Below are 19,480 nucleotides of genomic sequence, written 5' to 3'. Positions count from 1 at the left end.
CCTGGAGGCGTGGGCGCGAAAATTCCAAAAGGATTGAACCCATGGCCGAGATCAAGACCCTCGCCGCCACGGTTCGCAGCGGGACCGGCAAGGGGGCCGCCCGCAGCGTTCGTCGTGAAGGCAATATTCCCGGAGTGATTTATGGCGGCGGCGAAGCCCCGACCCCGATCACCCTCAACTACCGCGAGCTCAACAAGCTCATCTATGCGGGCCACTTCCTGACGACGATTTTCGAAATCGACATCGACGGCAAGAAAGAGCGCGCCATTCCGCGCGATTACCAGCTCGATGTCGTGCGCGACACCCCGATGCATGTCGACTTCCTGCGCCTCAAGGCGGGTTCGCGCATCAAGGTCGCGGTGCCCGTGCATTTCGTCAACCAGGAAGGCGCCCCCGGCATCAAGCGCGGCGGTTCGCTGAACATCGTTCTGCACACCATCGACCTGCTGGTTCCCGCCGACAACATTCCGGAATCGATCACCGTCGATCTCACCGGCCTGAACTTCAACGATTCCGTGCACATCCAGTCCGTCGCGCTGCCGGCGAACTGCACGCCGATCGACCGTTCGAACTTCACCATCGTCACCATCGCCCCGCCGCCCGGCGGCGCTGCGGCGGCCGAGGAAGAAGCGGCGGCTGCTGCCGCGGCCGCGGCTCCGGCCAAGGGCAAGAAGTAAGCTTTGCGCTTCACAGGGCCGCCCGCTTGAAAGAGCGGGCGGCTTTTTCGTTTGTGGGAACGTCATGCCCGGGCTTGTCCCGGGCATCCACGCCGACCCGCGAGAGATCATTCTGCGGCAGTTCGCGTTGCGGCGCCGCGTGGATGGCCGGGACAAGCCCGGCCATGACGACATTCATGTGCATGGCTTACGGGATGGTCTCGTCATTGTAGGCCGGAGACTTTCGATGCTGCTCTTGGTTGGCTTGGGCAATCCTGGTCGGGACTATGCCGGTCATCGCCACAATATCGGGTTCATGGCCGTGGACGCGATCGCGCGCGCCTGCGACGCCGGGCCTTGGCGCAAAAAGTTTCAGGGCGACATGGCCGAGGCGCGGCTCGGGACCGAGCGCGCCATCCTGCTGAAACCCCAGACCTATATGAACGAAAGCGGCCGCTCCGTCACCGAGGCCGCGCGCTTCCACAAGATCGAGCTGGGCCAGATTTTTGTGTTTCATGACGAGCTCGACCTGGCGCCGGGGAAGATGCGCGTCAAACTGGGCGGCGGCGACGCCGGCCATAATGGTCTGCGCTCGATCACCGCCCATATGGGGCCGAATTATCGGCGCATTCGCCTCGGCATCGGCCATCCCGGCGACAAGGCGCGCGTCCATTCCTATGTGCTCGGCGATTTCGCCAAGGCCGAGCAGGGCTGGGTCGAGGCTTTGTGCGACGCCATGGCGCGCAACATCGCTTTGCTCGCCAAGGGCGACGACTCGCATTTCCAGAGCAAGGTGCATCTGGTCATGGAGGCCGCCGGTTTCGGCGCCGTCGCGCCGGTGGGCAAAGGGCCCGCTTGAGCGGGGGCGGCGATCGGCGTAAACCGCATGGGGCATGACCGATCGCACTCATTCCTCGAAAAAGCCTCCGCCCGCGGCGGAGCGACACGAGCCCTTGCCGGGGCGCAATCCCAAACCGCCGACCGACGATCCCGCCGCGCGCGACAGACTTGACGCGATCATGGCGAGCCCCTCCTACCGGATCGCCATCGACGACGACGATTTCCTCGAAAGCCCGGCCGCGCGCGGCCCCCGTCTGCAGCTCGATTTCCTCAAGGCCGAGGCGGGCTTGCGCAATGCCGGGGTCGACCGCTGCGTGGTCGTGTTCGGCTCGACCCGGCTGTGCGAGCCGGCGGCGGCGAAGCGCCGCGCCGACGCCGCGCGGCGGGCCGTGGAGTTCGCGCGCGAGAGCGGGCAAGATGCGCGCGCCGCGGAATTCGCGCTCAAGGCTGCGGAAAACGTTCTCAAACTCAGCCGCTATTACGATGTCGCCCGCGATTTCGGCCGGCTGGCCTCGCTCACCGATCCCGGCGGTCCCGGAAAAATGCGGATCATGACCGGCGGCGGTCCCGGCATTATGGAGGCCGCCAATCGCGGCGCCTTCGATGCGGGCGGCCAGAGCGTCGGGCTCAACATCCATCTGCCGCACGAGCAATATCCCAACCCCTATATCACGCCGGGCCTGTGCTTCCAGTTTCACTATTTCGCCATGCGCAAGATGCATTTCTTGCAGCGCGCGGTGGCGCTGGTCGCTTTTCCCGGGGGCTATGGCACGTTCGACGAATTGTTCGAAGTGCTGACCCTGTCGCAGACGCGAACCATAAAACCCATCCCCATCGTGCTGGTCGGCGAAGCCTTTTGGCGCGGCGCCGTCAATTTCGATTTTTTGGCGGAGCAGGGGGTGATCGATCCCGAGGATCGCGACCTCTTCTGGTTCGCTGAAACCGGCCAGGAGATTTTGGACGCGATCAAGCGCTGGGAGCGCGGCAAATCATGAAACTGTCCTTTGACGGCGCCGACCGCGGCGTCACTGGCTCCTGCCATCTGCTGGAGACCGCGGGCGTAAAAATTCTGGTGGACTGCGGGCTCTATCAGGGCGGGCGTCCGGCGGTCGAGGAAAACGCCGGCGACTTCGGTTTTTTCGCGCGCGACATTGATTTCGTCCTGCTCACCCATGCGCATCTCGATCATTGCGGCCGGCTGCCGCTGCTGGAAAAACGCGGTTTTCGCGGCGAAATCGTCGCCACCGCCGCGACCCGCGATCTCGCCCGCCTCGTCCTGCTCGACGCCGCCCATTTGCAGGAGGAGGAGGCGCGCGCCCATGCCCGGCGCGCCGAGCGTCGGGGCGAGACCGAGGCGCCGGCGCCGCTTTATGGGCTGATCGATGTGTTGAACGTGTTCGATCGCTTTGGCCGCGTCGCGGTCTATGAAAAACGCATCGAACTCGCGCCCGGCGTCGCCGTCACCTTTTTCGACGCCGGCCATATTCTTGGGTCCGCCAGCGTGCTGGTCGAGGCGGAAGGCAAAAGAATCCTGTTTTCCGGCGATATCGGCAATTCCGGCCGCGCCATTCTGCGCGACCCCGTCGTCCCCGCCGGCGGCATCGACGCCGTGGTGATGGAAAGCACCTATGGCGACCGCGACCATCGCGCGCTCGCGCCGACGCTGGATGAATTCTATGAGGCGCTGAACGAGAGTTTTCGCCGCGGCGGCAATGTCGTCATTCCCACTTTCGCGCTGGAGCGGGCGCAGGAATTGCTGTTCACCATGCGCGAGGGCGTCGAGCGGAACCGGCTGCCGGCCTCGCTGCCGGTGTTCCTCGATTCGCCGATGGCGATTTCGGCGACGGAGATTTTTCGCAAGCACCCCGAATGCTATGACGGCGAGACCGAGGCGTTGCTGGCGAAGGGCGTCGACCCCTTCGGCTTGCCGCGCCTGCATTTCACCCGCGACGCCTCCGAATCCATCGCGCTGAACGCCGTGCGCGGCGGCGCCGTGATCATGGCCGGCGCCGGCATGTGCAATGGCGGGCGGGTGCGCCACCATCTGCGCCACAACCTCGGCCGTCCCGGCGCCAGCGTGATTTTCGTCGGCTTCGCCGCTCGGGGCACGCTGGCCCGCCAGATCATCGACGGCGCGCGCAAAATCTCGCTGTTCGGCGACGAGATTTTTGTGCGCGCGCGCGTCTATACGATCAACGGGTTTTCGGCCCATGCCGGCCAGACCGAACTGGTCGCCTGGCATAAGAAGGCGTCGCCCGCGCGCACTTTTCTGGTCCATGGCGAGGAGGAGGCCATGGCCGCGCTCGCCGGCCTGCTGCCGGGGCCGGTGGAGCGGCCGGAATTTTCGCAGAGCTTTGTGCTCTAAAAAAATGCGCCGTTCGCGCATGCGGGCGCCGCTCTCTTGACGATCCGGCTTTTCCGCAAAATATCGCGGAAGCGGCGCGCCTATGGAGCTTGAATTTGCGGGCTTTCATTTTCCTATTCCTTGCCCTCGCGGCTGCGGAGGCTCGCGCGGAAGGCGGCTTGCGCGAGCAGGTCTGCGGCATGATCGAAAAGGCGGCGGCGGCGCAAAAGCTGCCGGTCGCCTTTCTCACCCGCCTCATTTGGCAGGAGAGCGCGTTCCGCTCGCAGGCGGTCTCGCCCAAGGGGGCGCAGGGCATTGCGCAATTCATGCCGGGCACCGCCGCCGAGCGCGGGCTCGCCGATCCCTTCGATCCCGAACAGGCCATTCCCAAGGCCGCCGAATTTTTGGCGGAGCTGCGCGGGCGGTTCGGCAATCTCGGTCTGGCGGCGGCAGCTTATAACGGCGGCCCCAACCGCGTCGCGGCCTGGCTCGCGGGAAACGGCGGGCTGCCCTTCGAGACGCGCAATTATGTCGAAATCGTCACCCGGCACGCCGTCGAGGACTGGCAGGACAAGAAGGAGGCCGAAAAGCTCAAGCTGCCCGAGGGCACGTGCCTGGAGGTCGCCGGCCGGATCGTCCGGGACGAGCCGCGCCAGTTCGCGGGCTCCGCGATGATGGCGCCCTGGGGCGTGCAGATCGCCGGGTCGTTCAACCGCGGCGCGGCGCTCGCCGCCTATGCGCGGGCGCAAAAAGCGTTTGGCGCGCTGACCGGGGAACCCATGATTTTGGGACGGCGCGCGCCCGGGCGCGGATTCGCGCGGTTCTGGGCGGTGCGGGCGCCGGCGCCGAGTCGCGCGGCCGCCGAGGCCCTGTGCGCGAAAATCCATGGCGCCGGAGGCGCTTGCGCCGTGCTGAAGACCTGACGGGTTTACAAACGCGGCAATTGAGCACACATGTCTGGAAAGAGGCCGCGCGAGCGGAGCATCCATCCATGTCCAGTTCCAAAACGCTTCAATCCCTGGTGATTCTCGGGTTTCTCGGCGCCTTTGCCGCGCCCGCGAACGCCCAGTTCTTCTTCGAACCCCCGCCCGAAACCGAGGCCAAGCCCGCGCCGCGCGCGACGCAGAAGCCGAGGCCGCAGCCCCGGCAGGTCCGGCGCGACGATGACGACGATCTCGGCGTGGTCGATCTGCAGGGCTCCTCGCTTTACCGCGAGCCCGGCGTCGCCCAGCCGCGCGTCTATCGGGATCGCGACTATTATCGGGATCGCGACATCTACCGGGATCGCGATTTGGACCTGCCCCGCGGGGCGCGCGGCGGCGATGACGACGGCGCCGGCGCCGGCGCCAATTACGCGGCGCTTCCCCCCGACGCCGACCCGAATTATTCGACCCCCGTCGATCTCGACAACAAGGTCAATTTCAAGCTGACGACGCAGAAAATGGTGCCCGATCCCACCGGCGAGGCCGCGGGGACGGTGACCATCAATACCCGCCAGCGCAAGCTCTATTATTCGCTCGGCGACGGCCAGGCGGTGAGCTATTCGATTGCGGTCGGCAAAGCCGGCTTCGCCTGGAAGGGGCAGGCCACCATCGGCCGAAAGGCGTTCTGGCCGGGCTGGACGCCGCCCAAGGAAATGCTGGAGCGCCGTCCCGACCTGCCCGAACATATGGACGGCGCGCTGAACAATCCGCTCGGCGCCCGCGCGCTCTATCTGTTCCAGGGCAAGACCGACACTTTGTTCCGCATCCACGGCACCAACGAGCCGAAGAGCATCGGCACGGCGTCCTCCTCCGGCTGCATCCGCATGCATAATGCCGATGTGATCGACCTCTATGGACGCGTGGCGGCCGGGACCAAGGTCGTGGTGATGTAAGCCGTGGGCTTCGAGACATTCGTCGCCTCCGGCGCCGCCGCGATCGCGGAAGGGGCCGTGGTCGAGCGGGTTCGCCGCGATCCCGGGATCGCCCTCGATCCGCATATTCTCAACGGCGGCCTGATCTACGATCCGGCGGGACGCGCGCGGCTTGCGGAGATTCACGGCGATTACGTCGGTCTCGCGCGAAAGGCCGGACTGCCGATCCTGATGTTCACGGATACGTGGCGGTGCAGCCAGAAGCTTGTGGACGCCTCGCGTTTCCGCGGCCGCCCGGTCAACCAGGACAATGCGCGCTTTCTCCTCGATCTGAGGGCGCGCTTCGGCGAAGGGGTGTTTGTGGGCGGCCAGATCGGGCCGTCCGGGGACGCCTACAAGCCCGCCGACAGCCTTTCGCGAGAGGCGGCGCGGGCGTTTCATCGGCCGCAGATTGCGGCGCTCGCCTCGGCGGGCGTGGACTTTCTGTTTCTCGCGACGGCGCCCGCTGTGGACGAGGCGCTCGGCGTGGCCGACGTCATGGCCGAAACCGGGCTGCCCTTCATTTTGAGCTTTGTGATCCGCCGCACCGGCCTTGTCTTGGACGGGACGCCGCTGGGCGAGGTCATGGCGCGCATCGACGCCGAGGCGGCGCGTCCGCCGGCGGGATATGCGGTGAATTGCGTCCATGCGCGGGTGCTCGAGTCGGCCTTGGAAAAATATCCGGAGGCGGCCCGGCGGCTGCTGGCGTTTCAGGGCAACACCGGCGATCTCGAGGTCGAGGATCTCGATAACAGCGCGGCTCTGATCACCGAGCCCCCGGCCGCCTTTGTCGATGGGCTCGAACGGCTGCGGCGCCGGTTCGGCTTGCGCGTGCTCGGCGGCTGCTGCGGAACGGATGGCGGGCACATCGACGCCCTTGCGCGACGGATGGTTTGCGAACCCCTTGCGTCCTGAGCGGAACATCGCTCGGATCAAAGGTCGAATAAGTCTCTGCGGCAAAACGGGCTATTCATCGGCCCGTCACAAACCGCAGGACGATTCCCTCATGAAGCTTGCGACGGCCTCCCTTCTCGGCGCGCTGGCGCTTTTCCCCGCCAACGCCGCCTGGGCGGGCAAGACCGACATCACTTTGCTGCTGGTCTGCGACACCTATTCCATGGGCGCCCAGGACGGGCGCGGCGGCTATGCCAAAATCGCCAGCGTCGCCTCCGCCGAGCGGGCGCGCCATCCGAACTTTCTGTTCGTTCATGCCGGCGACGCCTATTCGCCGACGCTGATGTCGGGTTTTGATCAAGGCGACAATGTCGTCGATCTGCTCAATCTGCTGAAACCCGATCTGTTCGTTCCCGGCAATCATGAATATGACTTCGGCGCGCCGGCGTTTCGCCGGCATGTCGCCGACTCGCATTTCCCGATCCTCGCGGCCAATCTCAGCGAGGCCGACGGCGCGCCTGTGAAGGGCGTGGGGACCAGCAAGCTGTTGAGCTATGGCGAAGTGAAGCTCGGCGTCGTTGGGCTGACGGCGCAGGATTCGCCGCAAAAATCCACGCCCGGCGACTTGCGTTTCGCCGACACGGTCGAGACGCTCAAGACCGAAGCCGCGCGCTTGCGCGAAAAAGGCGCCGATCTGATCGTCGCCGTCGCCCATGCCGATCGCGACATTGACAGAAAAATCATCGAGAGCCGCGCCGCCGACGTGTTGTTGTCCGGTGACGATCACGATCTCTGGCTGGAATATGACGGCCGCGCCGTTGCCGCCGAAGCCAAGCAGGACGGCGAATTTTTGGTGGCGATCGACCTGAGCGTCGATGTTGCGACTGGCGACAAGCGCAAGGTGACGTGGCGGCCGAATTTCCGCATCATCGATACCGCGGCGACCGAACCCGACGCCGCCCTTGCCCGCCGGGTCGCCGAATTTGACCTCCTCCTGTCGAAAGAACTCGATGTGCCGCTGGGGGTGACCCGCACCGCCTTCGACAGCCGCAGCATCACCGTGCGCGGCGGCGAGGCGGCGATCGGCGATCTCTACGCCGACGCCATCCGCGCCGCGACCGGGGCCGATGTCGCTTTGCTCAATGGCGGCTCGTTTCGGGGCGGAAAAAGCTATGCCGCCGGCGAGGCCATCACCCGCCGCGACGTGCTGAAGGAACTGCCGTTCGGCAATAAGACGCTGGTGCTGGAGATGAGCGGGCGCGAGTTGCGCGAGGCCCTGGAATTCGGTTTCTCAAACCTGGAAAAGGTCAGCGGCGCCTTCCCGCAGGTGTCCGGGCTCACGCTGGTGGTGGACCGCGACGCGCCTCCCGGCGCGCGCCTGTCCTCGATCAGGGTGGACGGGGAGGCGCTCGACGAGTCGAAGCGCTACAAGGTCGCGACCAATGATTTTCTTTATCGCGGCGGCGATGGCTATTCCATGCTGTCCAAGGCGCCGCTGCTGGTCGACGAGCGGTCCGCAAAACTGATCGCCAATGACGTGATGGTGTTTTTGCGCGCCCAGGGCGAGGTGGCGCCGGCCGTTTCGGGGCGGATCACGCTGCGTTAGCTCTGTCCCGGCCGCAGCCGGTAGAAAATGTGGCGGCCGATCACGTCCATCTTCTTCAGCGACCGCGCCCAGCGGGGGCGGACGTAATTGGCGTGGTAATGCGTCGACTTGCCCACCGCCGCCAGCCAGCTGCGGCCTTCCAGAGCATCGTCGGCGATGCGTTGCGCCTGCGCCCAGGACTCCGCATCGTGGACGCGCAGGCTGCGGCCCTCGCAGGCGAAGGAGAATTGGCAGGCCTTGTAATGGCTGCGATTCTGGAACACCACGCCGCAGATCGAGGACGGATAGAGGCCCGAGGTCATGCGGTTGAGCACCACTTGCGCCACCGCCGCCTGTCCTGTTTCCGACTCGCCGCGCGCCTCGAAATAGATCGCCTGCGCCAGGCAGCGTTTTTCCGATTCAAGCTTTTCCGGCGCGATCATCGCCAGGACGTTGCGCCCTTCGCGCGCCAAAAGGCTCGGGCTCGACAGGGCGCCGCCGAGCGCATCGGCCAGCACTTCCACCGGCGTGTCGCCGGCGTCATAGGGCGTGGTCGAGGCGAGCGATTCCGCGCGGCCCGGCGCCGGGGTGGCGCCCTGGGCGTCGCGTTCGGCGATGGCCGCCGGGCGCATGGTCGAGCCGCCGCCTTCCTGGCCGGGGGTTACGGGATTTTCGCCGGCGGCCCAGGGTTCGAAGGCCGCGACCGTGTCCGGTCCCGGCGCGGGGCCCTCGGCGGGGGAGAAACTCGACGCCAGACCGGAGCGGTCGGTGGTGAAGGTGATCAGTTCCGCGGTCACGCGGGCGATGCCGTCGTTTTGCCGGAGACGGCCGCTGAGCGACGGGCGCAGGCCGACGAGCGGATCGCCCTTGTGGCTGCGATCGATTTCCGGAAAATTTTTGGCGTTCTTCTTGAGGTCGGCGCGCGGCTCCATCTCGTCGGGCGCGTCGGGATAGGCGCTGGGCGCGCCGGTGTAGAGCCGGGCTTCGCGCAGCATGCCGCGCCCGGAGGAGGGGGCGAACCCGCTGGTGTCGAACACGCCGGGCAGGGGCTCGAAATCCTGGGGCATGACGGCGGCGTGCAGCGAGGCGCCGCGGCGGGAGGCGCCCGACGGCAGTTCCTGATTGGCCTCGGCGGTGAAGGAGACAAGGAGCCCGGCGGCCCCCAGCCAGGGCGCGGCGACGCTCATCGCCCAGCTCAAACGCGCAACACCCATCAGCCAATCCGTCGACGCTATCGGCCCGAGGCCGCGACAAACTCTTGGGGAAGTTTCATCCCGCCAAATAGTTATCGTCGGTTAGGCTTGAGAGCGGGTTACCGGGGGCAGGGGGGAGGCGTGCCAGATTGGGACGGGGTCACTCGACCGGGATGAAACGCAGCGCGCCCGCCAGGCCGCTGGGCTTGCCGGTGTCGCTGGTGTGATTGACGCCGTCGACCACCGGCACGTCCAGGAAATCGAAGGGGCTGACGCCGTCCAGGCAGGCGACGTTCACGGCATGAGACGTCGGGTCCGATCGCCGTTGGTGATGCGTGTAGATTCCGCAGCGCGAACAGAAATAATGCCGCGCCGTTCCGGTGTGAAAGCGGTAGGTGGTCAGCGCATCCTCGCCCTGCGTGAGTGTGATCCCGCCCTTCTCCGCCATCACCACGACGGCGCCGCGCATCCGGCAATAGGAGCAGGTGCAGCGACGCACGGAGTTGAAGCCGTCGCTGAGCCTCGCCTCGAAACGCACGGCGCCGCAATGGCACCCGCCCGTCCACACCTTTGTGTCGCCCGCCATATCGCTCGATCTCCTGGTCTTCTGGATCATTCTTGGCCCGATCTCAGAAAGGGCCGCAAGGCGATCACCATGGGAATGATGGCGGCCGCCGTGCAGGCGGCCGCGACGATTGCAGCGGTTCTGCTCCAGCCGTCGGCGATCGCGCCGTAGAGGATGGGCGCCAATCCGCCCGAACCGATCACGCCGGTGTAGAACCAGGCGAAGGCGCGGCCGACCTCGTCGTTGCGCGCCAGTTCCGGAACGGTTCCATAGAGGACCGAGGACGTGCCGTTGAGGACGATGCCAAGAAACGGCAGCACAACGAGCGCCAGCCACAAGGGCGCAATCAGCGTCGTGAGGATCAGCAGGGCCGTCGCCGCTTCCGTGACGATCACGCTTCCGACCACGCCGAACCGTTCGCCAAGCCAGCCGCACAGCGCCTTGCCGAAGGCGCCTCCGGCGAACACCAAAGCGAGCCCCAGCGCCACCGTGGGCGCGCCGCCGTTCTGGGTTCCGCCGTTCTGGGCGCCCAACAGAAACGGCAGGAACAGCAGATAGCCCATGCGCGTCGCCGTATCGAGCGCGCCGATGGCGACGAGCAAGCCAAATCCCCGCCCGTCGCCGCCGGCGGCTTTTTTTTCCCTGGCGGATGGTTCGGCGCGCCGATCCGGCAGGAGCGCCAGCAAGGCGGCGGCGACGATCAGCCCGATCAGCGCCGTGAACCCGACCACAGGCCGCCAGGCGAAAACGGGCGTCGCCAGGGCGACCGCCGCGGGAAAGGTCGCCTTGCCGAGATCGCCGGCGAAATTGTAGACGCCCAGCGGTCCGCGCGCCCGCGCGCCAAAACTGTCGGCGACCAGCAGGGAGGCGCGGGGATGCTGCACGCTCGCCCCGATTCCCGCGACGATCAGGCCCGCGCAAAGGCCGGCAAAGCCCAAGGGGAGAGCCGCCAGCAGCAATCCGGCCGCCGAGACGGCGGTGGACGCCGCCAGCGCGACGCGCGGACTGAGCCGGGCGGCGATCCGGTCGGCGGGAACCTGCAATGCGCCCATGGTCACGGAATAGAGCGCCCGAACAAAAGCCAGCCCGGCATAGGACAGGCCATAGTCCGCCTGCCAGATCGGCAGCAGGGCGTAAAGCTGGTCCGTGTAGCCGTCATGCACGGCATGGGCGAGGCAGGCGCCCGAAAGGTTGCGCCGCTGCAGCGTGAGGTCGCGGGGATTGTTCGCGGCGTCGGCCAAATCCTGCGGAGCGTTGGTCATCGCAACACTCTATCTTCGTGAGTTTTCATCGACTAGGCTGGCTTTTGTCACGGATATTGTCGAATTTTCTCACGGATCAGATGGATCGCCGGCTTCCGCTCACCGCCTTGCGCATTTTCGAGGTCGCCGCCCGGACCGGCAGCTATGCCGAGGCCGGCGCCGAACTCGGGCTCACCCATGGCGCCGTCAGCCGCCAGATCGCGACGCTTGAAAGCTGGCTCGGCCAACGGCTGTTTGTGCGCACGGGACGGCGGATGACGGCGACGCCCGCCGCCCGCGCCTTCGCCGCCGAAGTCAGCCTGTCCTTCGATCGGATCGCCGCCGCCGCCGAAGCCTGCGGTCGTCCCGCCGCGCGCCAAATCCTGCGCGTCAGCGCGCCGACGACTTTTGCCTTGCGCTGGCTGATCCCGCGTCTGGAAAAATTTCACGCCGCGCATCCGCAGGTCGAAGCAGCGGTGACGACGACGACCACCCTGCACGAAGAGTTGCGCGGCGGATTCGATGTCGCCATCCGCCGCCGCGCGGTCGGATCAAACTTTTGGCCGCAGCACCACGCGACCTTTTTTCTGCGGGAAACGGATACACTGATGGTGAGTCCGGCGCTACTGGCGCGCGCGCCGCTGAGTCGGCCCTCGGACATTGCGGACCATGTTCTTCTGGCGAGCGAAACGCGTCCGGGCGACTGGAGCAACTGGATGGAGCGCGCCGGCGTTCCGCATCGCTCGGAGCAGCGGCGGCGCGTGTTCGACCATTTCTTCGTCACGCTCCAGGCCGTTGTCGACGGGCTTGGCCTTGCGATTGGGCCCGTGCCCGTCCTGGAGATCGATCTGGCCGCGGGACGCCTTGTCGCGCCATTTCCCGAAATCCAGGTTCCCCGCCCCGGTTATGTCGCGCTTGTCCCCTTCGACGCCAGCAAGACGCCGGCGCTGACGCATTTTGTCGACTGGCTGGTCCAGGAGGGCGGGCTTTGCCGCCAGGAGTGACGCAGGTCGAAAAAAAGCCCCCATGACGCCATCGCCATGGGGGCTTGTTTCCGTTCAATCCGCGAGATCGAAGGCGCCGCGGTCGACGCCGCCGCCGACCAAAATTTGGCGCTTGCCCGCATGGTTGGCGGGGCCGACGACCCCCTCCTTCTCCATGCGCTCGACCAGAGACGCCGCCTTGTTGTAGCCGACCTGCAAGCGGCGCTGGACGTAGGAGGTCGAGCATTTCTTGTCGCGCAGCACGACGGCCACGGCGCGGTCGTAGAGGTCGGCGCCGTCCTCGTCGCCTACGGGCAGCGGCGCCGCGTCTTCGTCGTCGCCATCGTCCTCGGCTGTGACCCCGTCGAGATATTCCGGCGCGCCTTGCGTCTTCAGATGCGCGACCACGCGCTCGACTTCGGTGTCCGAGACGAAGGGCCCGTGTACGCGCACGATGCGGCCGCCGCCGGCCATGTAGAGCATGTCGCCCTGGCCCAGCAGCTGCTCCGCGCCCATCTCGCCGAGAATCGTGCGGCTGTCGATTTTCGACGTCACCTGGAAGGAAATGCGGGTGGGGAAATTCGCCTTGATCGTGCCGGTGATCACGTCGACCGACGGGCGCTGCGTCGCCATGATCAGGTGGATGCCGGCGGCGCGCGCCATTTGCGCCAGACGCTGGATCGCGCCCTCGATCTCCTTGCCCGCGACCATCATCAGGTCGGCCATTTCGTCGACGATGACGACGATATAGGGCAGGGTGGACAGGTCCATCTGCTCCTGTTCGTAGATCGCCTCGCCGGTCTCGCGGTCAAAACCGGTTTGCACCGTGCGGGTGATGACCTCGCCCTTGGCGGTGGCTTCCGTCACCCGGGCGTTGAACCCGTCGATGTTGCGCACCCCCAGCTTGGACATCTTTTTATAGCGGTCCTCCATCTCGCGGACCGCCCATTTGAGCGCCACGACCGCCTTTTTCGGGTCGGTGACGACGGGGGTGAGCAGATGGGGGATGCCGTCATAGACCGACAGCTCCAGCATTTTGGGGTCGACCATGATCAGCCGGCACTCCTGCGGCTTCAGCCTGTAGAGCAGCGACAGGATCATGGTGTTGATGGCGACGGATTTGCCGGAGCCGGTGGTGCCGGCGACCAGCAGATGCGGCATTTTGGCGAGATCGACGATCACCGGCTCGCCGCCGATGGTTTTGCCGAGCGCGATGGCGAGGCGGTGTTTGGAATCCGAGAAATCGGGCGAGGCGATGAGTTCGCGAAGGTAAACCGTTTCGCGGCGGGGATTGGGCAGCTCGATGCCGATGGCGTTGCGGCCTGGGACCACGGCGACGCGGGCGGAGACGGCCGACATGGAGCGGGCAATATCGTCGGCGAGGCCGATGACGCGCGAGGATTTGATGCCGGGCGCCGGTTCGAATTCGTAGAGGGTGACGACCGGCCCGGGATGCGCGTTCAACACGTCGCCGCGCACGCCAAAATCTTCCAGGGTTTTTTCCAGCGCGTCGGCGTTGACCTCCAGGACCTCGTCTTCGGATTCTTCATAGGTCGGGGCCGGCGGCTCCGCGAGCATGTCGATTTCGATGGGGTCGTAATCCTCGCCGGTCGGGTCGATCCTTTGCAAAAAGCCGCCGCGCGGGGTCGGCGCGGGTCTGCCGACGATCACCATTTTGGGCGCGGTCGGCTCTTTGGCGGGCTCTCTGCTGGTCTCTTCGGGCGCCGGCTGCCCCGCGGCCTTGACGCGCACGCGGATTTTGGCCGGCTTGGCGTCCTGCGCTTCGGCGTCGTCCGGCTCGGCGGGGGCGGCGACAGCGGCGGGCTCGGCTTGTTGCGGGACGACCGGAGTCACTGGCGCGGCCGGAACCGGCGCGGGCGTGGCGGCGACGCGCACCTGCGCGCCATAGCCGACCTGCAGCGCGAAACGGGCGCCCATGGCGGTGAAGGGGGCAAAGGCCGGCGGTTCCGCGGTCTGGACCGGCGCGGCCGGCGCCGGAGTCGGTTCCGCAGCGGCTTGCGGCAGGGATTCGGCGACCGGTTCGGCCGCCGCTTCGACGGCCGGCTCAACCGCCGGTTCGGGCGCCGGCTCAGCGGCTGCTTCAGGCGCGACTTCCGGTTCGGGCTGCGGGTTTTTGGCCCGCGAGCGCGCCAAAAACACCGCGTCGGGGGTGCGGGAAAAACGCACGCGCGGGCCGTCGTCCGATTCGTCCTGGCTGCCGGTGCGCATGGCGCGGGCGATGGCGAGCTTGGCCTCTTCCATGCGGCGCGCGTCTTCCTCGATGCGCCGCGCCTCCTCTTCCGCGCGCAGGCGCGCCGCTTCGGCGACGCGGCGCGATTCCTCCTCGAGCGCGCGGGCTTTCGCCTCCTCCTCGTCGCGGCGGCGCTGGATGTAGGATTCGGGGGTGCGGGTGAAGCGCACGCGATTCGGATCGGCGCTCCACACTTCCGGGGTCGGCTCCGCGGCCGATTCGGGCTCCCAGTCGCCGCGCAGCATCTGCTGCGATTTCTGGCTCGCCGCAGCCTCCCGCTCGGCGGCGCCGGGCGCGGCCGGGGCGGGCTGATCGACGATGATGTCGCGGCTGCGGGGCAGGCGGACATAGGGCTGATAGGGCGAAGGCTGATCGTCGAAATCGAAGCTGCGATCGTAAGCGCCAACCTGTTGAAGGTCCAGGTCGTCATGGCCGTAATAGGCGCGCTGGGCGAGAAGCGGGACGCTTCTGTCGCGCCGGCTGGCTCCAAACAAACGCGCCAGCCATTGATCGAGAATCGTGAACATGGGGAAACCTACAGAACGCTACCGAACCGAGGCCGACAATGGGGCCATCACGGTTAAGGAGCGGTTTCGGCAAATCCGCAAATGCTTTGACCAATCGGTAACTTGCCTGCAAAGCCCGCATGAATCATGGTGAAAAAAAAGGGGACCGCCTTGCAGCCGGCTGAGTTCAAGAACACCACTTTGTCGCGCCTCGGCTCGGCGGACAGGTTTTTTCGCACGACGTCTTTCAAGCTGGCGCTGGCCTATGTCGTGATTGTCGGGGTGGGGTTTACGCTGGCCCTGAGCCGGGTCGGCGAGAACGTGCGCGAACTCATCGACCAGCAGATCGGCCAGACGCTCGAAGCCGAGCTCAAGGGGTTGAACGACCAGTACCAGGAGGGCGGCCTCGCCCAATTGGTGAATGTGGTGCAGCGGCGCTCCGCCGCGCCCGGGGCTTCCATCTATCTCGTCACCGCGCCCAATGGCGTCGCCGTCGCCGGCAATGTGCAGGAGCTGCCGCCGGGCGTGCTCGACCAGGCCCCGCCGGCGGCGGTGGCGATTCGCTACGAGCGTCCGGGCGAGCCCAATGTGCGCCGCCGGGCGCTGGCGCGCGTCTTTGTGCTGCCGGGGAATTTCCGCCTGCTGGTCGGCTATGATCTCGAGGACCGCGAACGGCTCGGCTCGATCTTGGGGTCGGCGCTGATGGGGTCGCTGCCCTGGCTTTTGTCGATCGGGGCGTTTGGCGGTTTTCTGGTGGCGCGGCGGCTGTTGCAGCGCGTCGACGCCATGAGCGCCAAGGCCGCCACCCTGTTGCAGGCCGACCTCACCGGGCGGCTGCCGCTGTCCGGCGCGGGCGATGAAATCGACCGGCTCGCGCATAATCTCAACGCCATGCTCGACCGCATCGCCCGGCTGGTCGAGGGGATCAAGCAGGTGTCCGACAATATCGCCCATGATCTGCGCACGCCGCTGACGCGGCTGCGCAACAATGCGGAACAGGCTTTGTTCGCCAGCGATGGCGATCAGCCGGGCCGGCCGGCGGCGCTGGAGCATGCGCTGGAAAAGGTGATCGAGGAGGCCGATGGCCTGATCCGCATTTTCAACGCGCTGCTGCTGATTGCGCGCGCGGAAGCCTCGACCTCGTCCTCCGAAGGGTTTGATGAACTCGACGGCGCGGCGCTCGCCGCCGATGTCGCCGAGCTCTACGAGCCCTCGGCGGAGGAGCGCGGCGTGACCCTGAAGGTGGAGGCGCCGGCGCCGGAGAAATTCCGCGGCCATCGCGAACTGGTCAGCCAGGCGCTCGCCAATCTGATCGACAATGCGTTGAAATATGGCGAGCCCGCGCTGCCCGGGCAGGTCGGCGAGGTGACGGTGGCGGTGGGCGGCGACGCCCGCTTCATCGAAATCGTCGTGGGGGATCGCGGCCCCGGCATCCCCGCCGCCGATCGCGAGCGCGTCCTGGAGCGTTTTGTCCGGCTGGAGGCGTCGCGCTCGCGTCCCGGCTCGGGTCTGGGCCTGTCGCTCGCGGCCGCCGTGGCGCGGCTGCATGGCGGAAATCTGCGGGTCGAGGACAATGCGCCGGGCTTGAAGGTGACGCTGCGGCTGCCTCGGGAGGTCGCTCAATGAGTGTTTTGTCTCTGCCGCGTCCCGCGCACAAGGCTGTGGCGCGGGCGCGGGTCGACGAATTTTTGGCCGATGCGCCGGAACTCGCGGCTTTGCCGCAATGGGCTGAGTTCGCGCCGCTGGCGCTCGGGCTCGCCGATCAGTCGCCGTTCCTGTGGGGTCTGATCAAGCGCGATGCAGATCGGTTGAAGCGGATTTTGGCCGCGCCGCCTGAGGCGGCGCTGGACGCGGCTTTGGCGACTTTGGCCGAGTGCGACGCGGAAAATTGTTCCGAAGCCCGCGCCATGACGCTGTTGCGCAAGGCCAAGCAGGAATCCGCTTTGCTGATCGCCTTGGCCGATCTCGGCGGGGTGTTCGATCAGGTGGCGACCACGCGGGCGCTTTCGCGGGCGGCCGATGCGCTGGTTGCGGCGGCGTTGCGGGTCGCGCTGCGGCTGGCGGGCGGCAAGCTCGACTGGGGCGAGGGTGGGGTGGATGAGCGGCGCTGCGGCCTTACCGTCCTGGCTTTGGGAAAACATGGCGCGCGCGAGCTGAATTATTCGTCGGACGTCGATCTCGTCGTGTTTTTCGACGGGGCTTCGCCGGTGTTGCAGGCGGGGCAGGGGGTGAAGGCCAATGCCGTGCGCATCACCCAGCACATTGTCAAACTGCTGAATGAACGCACCGGCGACGGCTATGTTTTGCGTGTCGATTTGCGGCTGCGGCCTGATCCCGGCTCGACGGCGGTCGCGGTGTCGCTGGATGCGGCGCGGCATTATTATGAAACGCTGGGCCAAAATTGGGAGCGCGCGGCGTTTATCAAGGCGCGGCCGGTGGCGGGCGATCTTTCGCTGGGCCTGAGTTTTCTGGAGGAACTTTCGCCGTTCATCTGGCGCAAATATTTTGATTATGCCGCCATCGCCGATGTGCATGCGATGAAGCGGCAGATTCATGCGGTGAAGGGTCATGCGGAAATCGCCGTCGCCGGGCATGATGTGAAGCTCGGGCGGGGCGGCATTCGCGAGATCGAGTTTTTCGTGCAGACCCAGCAGCTGATTTTTGGCGGTCGTCGCAAACAATTGCGGGGCTCGCGGACGCTGGACATGCTGCGCCAGCTCGAGGCGGACCAGTGGATCACGCCGCAGGCGGCGGATGAACTCAGCGAAGCCTATGATTTTTTGCGCGGGGTCGAGCATCGCCTGCAAATGCTCAACGACCAGCAGACGCAACGGCTGCCGGCCGATGATGAGGCGTTGAAAGCCTTTGCTTTGTTCTGCGGCTTTGGCGGCGTCGCCGGTTTTTCCAATGCTTTGATCAAGCGGCTGCGGGCCGTGGAAAAACATTATGCGCGGCTGTTCGAGGACGCGCCGGGGTTGGATTCGCGCGCCGGCAGTCTGGTGTTCACGGGGTCGACCGATGATCCCGAGACTTTGGACACCCTTCGCGAAATGGGTTTCAGGGACCCGGCGCGGGCGGCCGAGACCGTGCGCGGCTGGCATTTTGGCCGCCGTCCCGCGGTGCGCAGCGCACGCGCCCGCGAGGTCTTGACCGAGCTTATTCCTGCTTTGCTCAACGCTTTCGCCAAGTCGGGCGACGCCGATTCCGCCATCGCCGCCATGGACCAGGCCATGGAGCGCATGCCGGCGGCGGTCGAGCTGTTTTCGCTGCTGAAATCGCATGAGGCGATGCGGCAATTGTTCGCCGACATTTTGGGCGGCGCGCCGCGCCTCGCCGAAGTGGTGGCGCAGATGCCGAACACGCTCGATGCGGCGATCGATCAGGGCCTGTCGGCGATCGTCGGCGACGAAGCCGATTATTTGCGCCGGCTCGCCGGGTTTCATGTCAGCGGCTCCAGCCTAGAGGATTTTTTGGACATCGCCCGCACCTTTGCGGTGGAGGAGCGATTCTTGATCGGGCTGCGGCTGTTCGCCGAGCTGATCGAGCCGGAACAGGCGGCGCGCTCTTATTCGGCCCTTGCCAGCGCCCTGATCGAGGCCTGTCTGGCGCGGGTCGAGGCCATTTTTGTCGAGGAGCATGGGCGCCCGCCCGGCGGGCGATTCGCCGTGCTGGGCTTTGGCAAGCTCGGCTCGCGCGAGATGACCGCGACCTCCGATCTCGATCTGGTGGTGGTCTATGATTTCGATCCGGAGGCGCCGGAGTCCGATGGGGCGAAGCCGCTGCACGCCTCCGTCTATTATGGGCGGTTGACGCAGCGTCTGATCGCGGCGCTTTCGGCGCCCACGCGCCGCGGAAAGCTGTTTGCCGTGGACATGCGGCTGCGGCCTTCAGGCAATCAGGGACCGGTGGCGGCGCGGCTTTCCACCTTCCGCGCCTATCACGCCGAACAGGCGGAAATCTGGGAGCATATGGCGCTGACGCGCGCGCGTCCCGTCGCCGGCGACGCCAGCCTGTGCGAGGAGGTGCGCGGGATCATCGACGCCACTTTGTTCGTGAAGCGAGATTTCGCGGCGCTGGCGAAGGAGGCGCGGGAGATGCGCGCGCTGATCGCGAAAGAAAAAGGTTTTGGCGGTCCCTGGGATTTGAAATTGGCGCCGGGGGGACTGCTCGACATCGAATTCATCGCCCAGGTCTTGGCGCTGGGGCATGGTTTCAGGCGACGCAGCCTTCGTGTGCAGGGCACGGCGGAGATTTTGGCGGCGGCGTCCGGAAAAGTGCTGGAGGCCGAGGCGGCGGAAACCTTGCGCGACGCGTTGGCGCTGTTTTCCAAGGTGACGCAATGGCTGCGGCTGAGCCTCGGCGAAGGCGTCGATCCCGCTTCGGCGGCGGAGGGGGTGAAGCGGCGGTTGGCGGTCGCGGCGGGCTCGCCCGATTTTGCCCGGCTGGAGCGGGATTTGGGCGAGCGGCGGAAAGACGTGCGGCGGATTTTTGAGGAGGTGATGGGCGAAGCTTGCCAGGATTAGCTGCA

15 protein-coding genes are annotated in these 19,480 nt (G+C 66.5%); 11 read left to right on the top strand and 4 right to left on the bottom strand.

Translation table 11 applies throughout. The annotated features are described in order from the left end of the window. Positions 1-41: 41 nt before the first annotated feature. From M2320_RS12870 to M2320_RS12835, 8 genes are all read left to right on the top strand, one after another. Positions 42-677 (top strand): 50S ribosomal protein L25/general stress protein Ctc, encoded by a 636-nt coding sequence (locus M2320_RS12870; RefSeq protein WP_184426927.1) that lies wholly within the window; start codon positions 42-44, stop codon positions 675-677. A gap of 226 nt (positions 678-903) precedes the next feature. Continuing rightward, complete coding sequence (gene pth / locus M2320_RS12865; RefSeq protein ID WP_264597630.1) at positions 904-1,515, top strand: aminoacyl-tRNA hydrolase; 612 nt, start codon at positions 904-906, stop codon at positions 1,513-1,515. Between the two features lie 34 nt (positions 1,516-1,549). Next, positions 1,550-2,491: a TIGR00730 family Rossman fold protein gene (locus M2320_RS12860; RefSeq protein ID WP_264597621.1), complete on the top strand. Its 942-nt coding sequence runs from the start codon at positions 1,550-1,552 to the stop codon at positions 2,489-2,491. After that, on the top strand, positions 2,488-3,861 hold the full coding sequence (locus tag M2320_RS12855; protein WP_264597620.1) for an MBL fold metallo-hydrolase: 1,374 nt from the start codon (positions 2,488-2,490) through the stop codon (positions 3,859-3,861). The genes M2320_RS12860 and M2320_RS12855 overlap by 4 nt, the downstream gene beginning before the upstream one ends. A gap of 158 nt (positions 3,862-4,019) precedes the next feature. Further along, positions 4,020-4,763, top strand: coding sequence for a lytic transglycosylase domain-containing protein (locus M2320_RS12850; RefSeq protein WP_264597619.1), 744 nt, complete (start codon positions 4,020-4,022; stop codon positions 4,761-4,763). 68 nt (positions 4,764-4,831) lie between these two features. After that, complete coding sequence (locus tag M2320_RS12845; RefSeq protein WP_319801437.1) at positions 4,832-5,716, top strand: L,D-transpeptidase; 885 nt, start codon at positions 4,832-4,834, stop codon at positions 5,714-5,716. 3 nt (positions 5,717-5,719) lie between these two features. Beyond that, entirely contained in the window at positions 5,720-6,649 is a 930-nt protein-coding gene (locus M2320_RS12840; protein WP_264597618.1) for a homocysteine S-methyltransferase family protein, read from the top strand. A 91-nt stretch (positions 6,650-6,740) separates the two neighbouring features. Then, on the top strand, positions 6,741-8,234 hold the full coding sequence (locus M2320_RS12835; RefSeq protein WP_264597617.1) for a bifunctional metallophosphatase/5'-nucleotidase: 1,494 nt from the start codon (positions 6,741-6,743) through the stop codon (positions 8,232-8,234). Here the strand turns inward: M2320_RS12835 and M2320_RS12830 are convergent. The 3 genes from M2320_RS12830 to M2320_RS12820 all read right to left on the bottom strand — a co-directional run bounded on the left by M2320_RS12830 (position 8,231) and on the right by M2320_RS12820 (position 11,233). Then, positions 8,231-9,427: a cell wall hydrolase gene (locus M2320_RS12830; RefSeq protein WP_184426941.1), complete on the bottom strand. Its 1,197-nt coding sequence runs from the start codon at positions 9,425-9,427 to the stop codon at positions 8,231-8,233. The genes M2320_RS12835 and M2320_RS12830 overlap by 4 nt on opposite strands. Before the next feature lie 139 nt (positions 9,428-9,566). Then, entirely contained in the window at positions 9,567-9,992 is a 426-nt protein-coding gene (locus M2320_RS12825) for a GFA family protein (RefSeq protein ID WP_264597616.1), read from the bottom strand. A 26-nt stretch (positions 9,993-10,018) separates the two neighbouring features. Further along, positions 10,019-11,233 carry an MFS transporter gene (locus tag M2320_RS12820; RefSeq protein WP_264597615.1) on the bottom strand — a complete coding sequence of 405 codons (1,215 nt, stop codon included), beginning with the start codon at positions 11,231-11,233 and terminating at the stop codon, positions 10,019-10,021. 80 nt (positions 11,234-11,313) lie between these two features. On the opposite strand from M2320_RS12820, the gene M2320_RS12815 reads away from it, so the two are divergent. Further along, on the top strand, positions 11,314-12,216 hold the full coding sequence (locus M2320_RS12815; protein ID WP_264597614.1) for a LysR substrate-binding domain-containing protein: 903 nt from the start codon (positions 11,314-11,316) through the stop codon (positions 12,214-12,216). Positions 12,217-12,270: 54 nt separating this feature from the next. Here the strand turns inward: M2320_RS12815 and M2320_RS12810 are convergent, their stop codons facing one another. After that, complete coding sequence (locus tag M2320_RS12810; protein WP_264597613.1) at positions 12,271-14,973, bottom strand: DNA translocase FtsK; 2,703 nt, start codon at positions 14,971-14,973, stop codon at positions 12,271-12,273. 126 nt (positions 14,974-15,099) lie between these two features. Between M2320_RS12810 and M2320_RS12805 the strand changes: the two genes are divergently transcribed. Together M2320_RS12805 and M2320_RS12800 are read left to right on the top strand one after the other, a co-directional pair. Further along, the gene (locus M2320_RS12805) at positions 15,100-16,578 is read left to right on the top strand and encodes a sensor histidine kinase (protein ID WP_184426949.1); all 1,479 of its coding nucleotides are present in this window, start codon (positions 15,100-15,102) and stop codon (positions 16,576-16,578) included. After that, entirely contained in the window at positions 16,575-19,475 is a 2,901-nt protein-coding gene (locus M2320_RS12800; protein WP_264597612.1) for a bifunctional [glutamine synthetase] adenylyltransferase/[glutamine synthetase]-adenylyl-L-tyrosine phosphorylase, read from the top strand. Before M2320_RS12805 ends, M2320_RS12800 begins: the two co-directional genes overlap by 4 nt. Positions 19,476-19,480: the final 5 nt, after the last annotated feature.

The sequence above is a fragment of the Rhodoblastus acidophilus genome (assembly GCF_025961575.1).
Taxonomy (GTDB): domain Bacteria; phylum Pseudomonadota; class Alphaproteobacteria; order Rhizobiales; family Beijerinckiaceae; genus Rhodoblastus; species Rhodoblastus acidophilus_C.
This window is presented reverse-complemented; position numbering and strand designations above follow the sequence as displayed.

What these genes read in the sequence shown, in the direction of transcription:
- M2320_RS12870 (WP_184426927.1), top strand. Translation starts at nt 42, where the DNA reads ATGGCCGAGATCAAGACCCTCGCCGCCACGGTTCGCAGCGGGACCGGC.
- M2320_RS12845 (WP_319801437.1), top strand. Translation starts at nt 4,832, where the DNA reads ATGTCCAGTTCCAAAACGCTTCAATCCCTGGTGATTCTCGGGTTTCTC.
- M2320_RS12855 (WP_264597620.1), top strand. Translation starts at nt 2,488, where the DNA reads ATGAAACTGTCCTTTGACGGCGCCGACCGCGGCGTCACTGGCTCCTGC.
- M2320_RS12860 (WP_264597621.1), top strand. Translation starts at nt 1,550, where the DNA reads ATGACCGATCGCACTCATTCCTCGAAAAAGCCTCCGCCCGCGGCGGAG.
- M2320_RS12815 (WP_264597614.1), top strand. Translation starts at nt 11,314, where the DNA reads ATGGATCGCCGGCTTCCGCTCACCGCCTTGCGCATTTTCGAGGTCGCC.
- M2320_RS12800 (WP_264597612.1), top strand. Translation starts at nt 16,575, where the DNA reads ATGAGTGTTTTGTCTCTGCCGCGTCCCGCGCACAAGGCTGTGGCGCGG.
- M2320_RS12835 (WP_264597617.1), top strand. Translation starts at nt 6,741, where the DNA reads ATGAAGCTTGCGACGGCCTCCCTTCTCGGCGCGCTGGCGCTTTTCCCC.
- M2320_RS12810 (WP_264597613.1), bottom strand. Translation starts at nt 14,973, where the DNA reads ATGTTCACGATTCTCGATCAATGGCTGGCGCGTTTGTTTGGAGCCAGC.
- M2320_RS12830 (WP_184426941.1), bottom strand. Translation starts at nt 9,427, where the DNA reads ATGGGTGTTGCGCGTTTGAGCTGGGCGATGAGCGTCGCCGCGCCCTGG.
- pth (WP_264597630.1), top strand. Translation starts at nt 904, where the DNA reads ATGCTGCTCTTGGTTGGCTTGGGCAATCCTGGTCGGGACTATGCCGGT.
- M2320_RS12820 (WP_264597615.1), bottom strand. Translation starts at nt 11,233, where the DNA reads ATGACCAACGCTCCGCAGGATTTGGCCGACGCCGCGAACAATCCCCGC.
- M2320_RS12825 (WP_264597616.1), bottom strand. Translation starts at nt 9,992, where the DNA reads ATGGCGGGCGACACAAAGGTGTGGACGGGCGGGTGCCATTGCGGCGCC.
- M2320_RS12805 (WP_184426949.1), top strand. Translation starts at nt 15,100, where the DNA reads ATGGTGAAAAAAAAGGGGACCGCCTTGCAGCCGGCTGAGTTCAAGAAC.